Origin of the sequence: Flavobacterium sp., from assembly GCF_003525665.1 — a bacterium.
GTDB lineage: Bacteria > Bacteroidota > Bacteroidia > Flavobacteriales > Flavobacteriaceae > Flavobacterium.
Window position 1 is genome coordinate 39,193 of record NZ_DQDX01000015.1, and the last position, 6,131, is coordinate 45,323.

Annotated in this window: 8 protein-coding genes and 3 tRNA genes; all 11 read right to left on the reverse strand. The window is 33.2% G+C overall.

Going from position 1 to position 6,131, the window contains the following annotated elements; genetic code table 11:
• Positions 1-194: 194 nt before the first annotated feature.
• Positions 195-563, reverse strand: coding sequence for a 50S ribosomal protein L7/L12 (gene rplL / locus DIU01_RS01010; protein ID WP_035123826.1), 369 nt, complete (start codon positions 561-563; stop codon positions 195-197).
• 54 nt (positions 564-617) lie between these two features.
• Positions 618-1,118, reverse strand: coding sequence for a 50S ribosomal protein L10 (gene rplJ, locus DIU01_RS01015; protein WP_290831407.1), 501 nt, complete (start codon positions 1,116-1,118; stop codon positions 618-620).
• A gap of 23 nt (positions 1,119-1,141) precedes the next feature.
• Positions 1,142-1,831: a 50S ribosomal protein L1 gene (rplA, locus tag DIU01_RS01020; RefSeq protein ID WP_290831408.1), complete on the reverse strand. Its 690-nt coding sequence runs from the start codon at positions 1,829-1,831 to the stop codon at positions 1,142-1,144.
• Between the two features lie 8 nt (positions 1,832-1,839).
• Positions 1,840-2,280, reverse strand: a complete 441-nt coding sequence (gene rplK, locus DIU01_RS01025; RefSeq protein WP_035123821.1) for a 50S ribosomal protein L11 — start codon at positions 2,278-2,280, stop codon at positions 1,840-1,842.
• A 67-nt stretch (positions 2,281-2,347) separates the two neighbouring features.
• Positions 2,348-2,899, reverse strand: coding sequence for a transcription termination/antitermination protein NusG (nusG, locus tag DIU01_RS01030; RefSeq protein ID WP_035123818.1), 552 nt, complete (start codon positions 2,897-2,899; stop codon positions 2,348-2,350).
• 13 nt (positions 2,900-2,912) lie between these two features.
• On the reverse strand, positions 2,913-3,107 hold the full coding sequence (secE, locus tag DIU01_RS01035; protein ID WP_290831409.1) for a preprotein translocase subunit SecE: 195 nt from the start codon (positions 3,105-3,107) through the stop codon (positions 2,913-2,915).
• An 18-nt stretch (positions 3,108-3,125) separates the two neighbouring features.
• Positions 3,126-3,196, reverse strand: a tRNA-Trp gene (locus tag DIU01_RS01040).
• A gap of 58 nt (positions 3,197-3,254) precedes the next feature.
• Positions 3,255-4,442 carry an elongation factor Tu gene (gene tuf / locus DIU01_RS01045; RefSeq protein ID WP_290831410.1) on the reverse strand — a complete coding sequence of 396 codons (1,188 nt, stop codon included), beginning with the start codon at positions 4,440-4,442 and terminating at the stop codon, positions 3,255-3,257.
• Positions 4,443-4,499: 57 nt separating this feature from the next.
• Positions 4,500-4,571, reverse strand: a tRNA-Thr gene (locus tag DIU01_RS01050).
• Between the two features lie 41 nt (positions 4,572-4,612).
• Positions 4,613-4,693, reverse strand: a tRNA-Tyr gene (locus DIU01_RS01055).
• Between the two features lie 150 nt (positions 4,694-4,843).
• A complete protein-coding gene (locus DIU01_RS01060) occupies positions 4,844-5,974 on the reverse strand; it encodes a TlpA disulfide reductase family protein (RefSeq protein ID WP_290831411.1) in 1,131 nt (376 codons plus the stop codon).
• Between the last annotated feature and the right edge of the window lie 157 nt (positions 5,975-6,131).

Here is a 6,131-nt window from a genome sequence, read left to right on the forward strand (position 1 = left end):
ATCTTTTATTGTCAATACATCTTAAAAATAAACCAGTATCTGTAAATTTTCTTCTTCGTATTGACTAAAAGCATTTTCGTATTATAAACTCTTTAAGATAAATTTTAGAGTATAATTTTATTATACGAAAAATGGTTTAGGTCATTGAGTGATTAAACTCAAGACCTAAACCTTGTTCTAAAACTATGTTAGAGTTATTTTAACTCAACAACAGCTCCAGCTTCTTCTAAAGATTTTTTCAAACCTTCAGCTTCTGCTTTAGTAACTCCTTCTTTAATGTTAGCAGGAGCACCATCTACCATATCTTTAGCTTCTTTCAATCCTAAACCAGTTAATTCTTTAACCGCTTTAACAACTGCTAATTTAGAAGCACCAGCATCTTTTAATACTACAGTGAATTCTGTTTGCTCTTCAGCAGCAGCTTCACCACCACCAGCAGCAACTACTACAGCTGCAGCAGCTGGTTCGATACCATACTCATCTTTTAATATTGTAGCTAAATCGTTAACTTCTTTTACTGTAAGGTTAACTAATTGTTCTGCGAATTGTTTCAAATCTGCCATTTTTTCTATCGTTTAAAATGTTTTTAATTCTATTTTTGTTTACTTGTGCGCTAATTATTCTGCTGCTTCACCTTTTTGTTCAGCATTATTTAATAAAGCTGAAATGATGCGTTTAGCAGGAGATTGAAGTAATCCAATGATTTCTCCAATAACTTCTTCTTTCGATTTCAATGAAGCCAAGCTATCTAAAAGGTTATCTCCGATGTAAATTTCACCATTGATATAAGCTCCTTTAAAAGCTGGTTTTTCTGATTTCTTACGGAAGTCTTTAATGATTTTTGCAGGTGCATTTGCAATATCTGCAATAAAGATTGAAGAGTTACCTTTTAATACTGATGGTAAATCACCATAATCATTTGTTGAAGCTTCCATTGCTTTTTCAAGCAAAGTATTTTTTACAACTTCTAATTTAATTCCAGCTTTAAAACAAGCTCTTCTTAAATTTGAAGTAGTTTCTGCATTCAATCCTGATGTATCAGCAATATAAATGATATTACTTTCAGCCAACTTTGCAGTTAAATCTTCTATCGCGATTGATTTTTCTTCTCTAGTCATAATAAAATTTGTTTAACTACCAATTATACCGCTTTAGGATCTAAAGCAATAGCAGGACTCATAGTACTAGACAAGTGAATAGACTTGATGTAAGTACCTTTAGCTGCAGTTGGTTTTAATTTAATTAATGTTTGAATAATTTCGTGAGCGTTATCTACAAGTTTGTCAGCATCAAAAGAGATTCTTCCAATTCCTGCGTGAACGATACCAGTTTTATCAACTTTAAAGTCAATTTTACCAGCTTTAACTTCTGCAACTGCTTTACCAATTTCCATTGTTACAGTTCCAGTTTTAGGGTTTGGCATTAAACCTCTTGGTCCTAATACACGACCTAAAGGACCTAATTTACCCATAATAGCTGGCATAGTGATGATAACATCAACATCTGTCCAACCATCTTTTATTTTTTGAAGGTAATCGTCTAAACCTACATAGTCAGCACCAGCAGCTTTCGCTTCTGCTTCTTTATCTGGAGTTACTAAAGCTAATACTTTAGTATCTTTACCAGTACCATGAGGAAGCGTTACAACACCTCTTACCATTTGATTTGCTTTTCTTGGATCTACTCCTAAACGAACAGCAATATCTACAGACTCGTCAAATTTTGCTGAAGCAACAACTTTCAATAAAGACGAAGCGTCTTTTAAAGAATATAGTTTGTTTTTTTCAATTTTTGAAGCAGCCTCTTTTTGTTTTTTTGTCAATTTTGCCATTTCTTACCTTATTTTAGAGGAGAATCTCCAGTTACAGTTATACCCATAGATCTAGCTGTTCCAGCAATCATGCTCATAGCTTTTTCAGTTGTGAATGCATTTAAATCGACCATCTTGTCATCAGCGATTGCTTTAATTTGATCCCAAGTTACGCTAGCAACTTTCTTTCTATTAGGCTCGCCAGAACCAGATTTTAATTTAGCAGCATCCAATAATTGAATTGCAGCAGGTGGAGTTTTTACAACAAAATCAAACGATTTGTCTTTATACACGGTAATTTGTACCGGTAAAACTTTGCCAGGTTGATCTTGGGTTCTAGCATTAAATTGCTTACAGAATTCCATGATGTTAACACCAGCAGCTCCCAGAGCAGGTCCAACCGGTGGCGACGGGTTCGCAGCACCTCCCTTAACTTGTAGTTTAACTACTTTACTAATCTCTTTAGCCATTGTTTAAAAATTTAACACATTATCATTGGAAGCGATAAATGTGGATTTATTATGTATGTAACAAAAATTATACTTTTTCAACTTGCATAAAACTCAATTCTAATGGGGTCTTTCTTCCGAAAATTTTCACCATAACTTCAAGTTTACGCTTTTCTTCATTGATTTTTTCAATAGTTCCGTTGAATCCATTGAAAGGTCCATCAATAACCTTAATTGTTTCATTAATTTTGAAAGGAATAGATTGTGTATCAACATTAACAGCTAATTCATCTACTTTTCCTAACATTCTGTTTACTTCAGACAAACGTAAAGGCACAGGATCTCCACCTTTTACTTCACCTAAGAAACCAATAACACCAGTAATTGATTTGATAATGTGTGGAATTTCACCAGCAAGATTAGCCTCAATCATTACATATCCTGGAAAATAAACTTTATCTTTTGAAATCTTTTTTCCATCACGTACTTGAACCACTTTTTCAGTAGGAACTAATACTTGAGATATATAATCACTCATGCCAAGTCTGCTAATTTCAGTTTCAATATAAGCTTTCACTTTATTTTCCTGCCCACTAACAGCTCTTACAACATACCATTTTTTCACACTAATATCTGCCATAGCAAAATTATTTCTATTTGATCAAGTTAAAAAATCCAGCTATTGCTTTTGCAAAAAACACATCAACTCCCCATGTAGCAAGAGCAAAAACTACTGAAAAAACAGCTACAATAATTGTATATTTTTGCACTTCAGCCCACTCTGGCCAAGTTACATTTGATTTCAATTCTTCAAATGATTCAGAAAAATAATTAAATACTTTTGACATAATAGTATATTTTTTTTGCACGGGCGGAGGGATTCGAACCCCCATCAACGGTTTTGGAGACCGCTATTCTACCCTTGAACTACGCCCGTTTATTAAAAACCAGTGTTGTTAAAAAAAAACAACACTGGTTTTTTACTTTATTTGAAATTACTCTACGATTTCAGTTACTTGACCAGCACCAACTGTTCTACCACCTTCACGGATAGCGAAACGTAAACCTACGTTCATTGCAATTGGGCTTAATAAAGCCACCTCAATAGTTAAGTTATCACCTGGCATTACCATCTCTACACCTGCTGGTAAAGAAATAACTCCTGTTACGTCAGTTGTACGTACGTAGAACTGTGGACGGTAGTTATTGTGGAATGGTGTGTGACGACCACCTTCTTCTTTCTTCAAGATATAAACTTCAGCTTTGAATTTAGCGTGTGGTTTTACTGAACCTGGCTTAATGATAACCATTCCTCTTTTGATAGATTCTTTATCAATACCTCTTAACAATAAACCTACGTTATCACCAGCTTCACCTCTATCAAGGATTTTACGGAACATCTCAACTCCAGTAATAGTAGAAGTTAATTTTTCAGCTCCCATACCAATGATTTCAACTGGATCTCCAGTATTAGCAACACCAGTTTCGATACGACCTGTAGCAACAGTTCCACGACCTGTAATTGTAAATACGTCTTCAACCGGCATTAAGAATGGTTTTGCAGTATCACGGATTGGCTCTTCAATCCAGTTATCACAAGCTTCCATCAATTCAATAATTTTTGGTACCCAAGCAGGATCGTTATTCAATCCACCTAAAGCTGAACCTTGAATTACAGGACCATTATCTCCATCATATTCGTAGAAAGATAATAAATCTCTGATTTCCATTTCAACTAATTCTAATAATTCCGCGTCATCAACCATATCCACTTTGTTCATGAATACAACGATTCTTGGAATACCAACTTGACGTCCTAAAAGGATGTGCTCACGTGTTTGTGGCATTGGTCCGTCAGTTGCAGCTACTACTAAGATAGCACCGTCCATTTGAGCAGCACCAGTAACCATGTTCTTTACGTAATCCGCGTGACCTGGACAGTCAACGTGTGCGTAGTGACGATTAGCAGTTTCATACTCAACGTGTGATGTATTGATAGTAATACCTCTTTCTTTTTCTTCTGGAGCATTATCAATTTGATCAAATGATTTTGCTTGACAGTAACCTGCATCAGATAATACTTTAGTGATTGCAGCAGTTAATGTAGTTTTTCCGTGATCCACGTGCCCAATTGTACCAATATTAAGGTGTGGTTTGTTACGATTAAAATTTTCTTTTGCCATTTTAATTAATTTTAAACTTAGTTATATATTTATTAGTGTTCAAATTTTACAATTTTGAGCCAATGACGGGAATTGAACCCGTGACCTCTTCCTTACCAAGGAAGCACTCTACCCCTGAGCTACACCGGCAGCAGAGTTTTATTCAAAAGAAACAAAAACTCTTGAATTTGTGGGGAGAGCAGGATTCGAACCTGCGAAGTTTTCACAGCAGATTTACAGTCTGCCCTCGTTGGCCGCTTGAGTATCTCCCCATTCGCTTAACGAGGTTGCAAATATAAAAACACTTTTCATGTTTGCAAACTAATTTCAAACATTATTTTACAATAAATTTTAATCTTTTGGGAATGAATGAAATAAAAAAATCTCCACGAAGGAGATTTTTTTATTTACGTAAGCAAATATTAGTTTTGGGCTAATAATTCGGTTACTTTATCTTTTAATTCTTTTCCAGTAAGGTCTTTTGCAACTACAATTCCGTATTTATTTACAACAAATGTTTTAGGAATTGAATTTACATTATATAAAAGTGCAATTGGTTCTTTCCATTCTTTTAAATTTGATACTTGTGTCCATGTAATACCATCTTTAGCAATTGCTTCTTTCCATTTGTTTAAATCTTTGTCTAGTGAAACTCCAACAATATTTAAACCTTTTGAATGTAATTCATTGTATAAAGCTACTACATTTGGGTTTTCCATACGACAAGGTTTGCACCATGATGCCCAAAAATCAATGATTGTTACTTTTCCTAATGATTCTTTTAACGAAATAACTTTTCCATCTGGAGATTTAGCAGAAAAATCTGGAGCTCTTTTACCAACATCAACTTTTTTAGTTTCTTTTAATTTTTTTAGAATTTTTTTACCTTCAGAATGATCTTTCAAACTTTGATCTAACCCATCATAATATTTCTGAATTTTTGCTGTATCTGGTTCAAAATCGGCAAACATTGAATATATTAACAATGATGAAATATACGATTTTGGATGGTCTCCGATATATTTCATAACATAATCTTTCATATTATTTTGCAATACAGCATAATCAGCTTGTAGTTGTTTGATGGTTTTTTCATCATTATTATTTTGTGCAACTGCTAATTTTGATTGATTTTTGTACTCAAATTCTTTAATTTTTGCCTGAAACTCATTTCTTTTCTCAGTAAATGATTGCATTTCATCATTGTTGTAAGTTCCACCAACTTTAGTTTTTTGAACAGAATCTTTATCAATTGTAATATCAATTTCACCAGTTTCTGTAATAACATAGAATGTTTCAATATTGACACCTTCTATTTGTATTTGATGCATCAAAGGCTCTTTAGTTTTTCCTTTGAAAGTGAATTTACCGTCTTTAATTCTTGTTGTATCAACTGGAATCATACCTAAGGAATCATCTTGCTTGTGTAAAACAATTAATTTTCCATTATCAACTCCTTTTACTTCTCCTTCAATTGTAAATTCGCCGTCTTTAACATTACCACAACTAATAAAAATTGCAGATAAAATTGTTAGCAATACTATTTTTTTCATTTTTGTTTGTTAATTTAAATTTGACGCAAAAGTATTTAAATTTTAACAATATCAAATTACATTTATGATATGTTTACAATAATAGTAACTGTTAATTGATGTTGGATTAAATTAGTTTAGAATTATAATTAGTAATTTTGTAAAATTAATTCTACAG

Bases quoted from the DNA above. Each gene is read 5' to 3' on its own strand.
- rplL (WP_035123826.1), bottom strand. From the start codon at position 563: ATGGCAGATTTGAAACAATTCGCAGAACAATTAGTTAACCTTACAGTA.
- rplJ (WP_290831407.1), bottom strand. From the start codon at position 1,118: ATGACTAGAGAAGAAAAATCAATCGCGATAGAAGATTTAACTGCAAAG.
- rplA (WP_290831408.1), bottom strand. From the start codon at position 1,831: ATGGCAAAATTGACAAAAAAACAAAAAGAGGCTGCTTCAAAAATTGAA.
- rplK (WP_035123821.1), bottom strand. From the start codon at position 2,280: ATGGCTAAAGAGATTAGTAAAGTAGTTAAACTACAAGTTAAGGGAGGT.
- nusG (WP_035123818.1), bottom strand. From the start codon at position 2,899: ATGGCAGATATTAGTGTGAAAAAATGGTATGTTGTAAGAGCTGTTAGT.
- secE (WP_290831409.1), bottom strand. From the start codon at position 3,107: ATGTCAAAAGTATTTAATTATTTTTCTGAATCATTTGAAGAATTGAAA.
- tuf (WP_290831410.1), bottom strand. From the start codon at position 4,442: ATGGCAAAAGAAAATTTTAATCGTAACAAACCACACCTTAATATTGGT.
- DIU01_RS01060 (WP_290831411.1), bottom strand. From the start codon at position 5,974: ATGAAAAAAATAGTATTGCTAACAATTTTATCTGCAATTTTTATTAGT.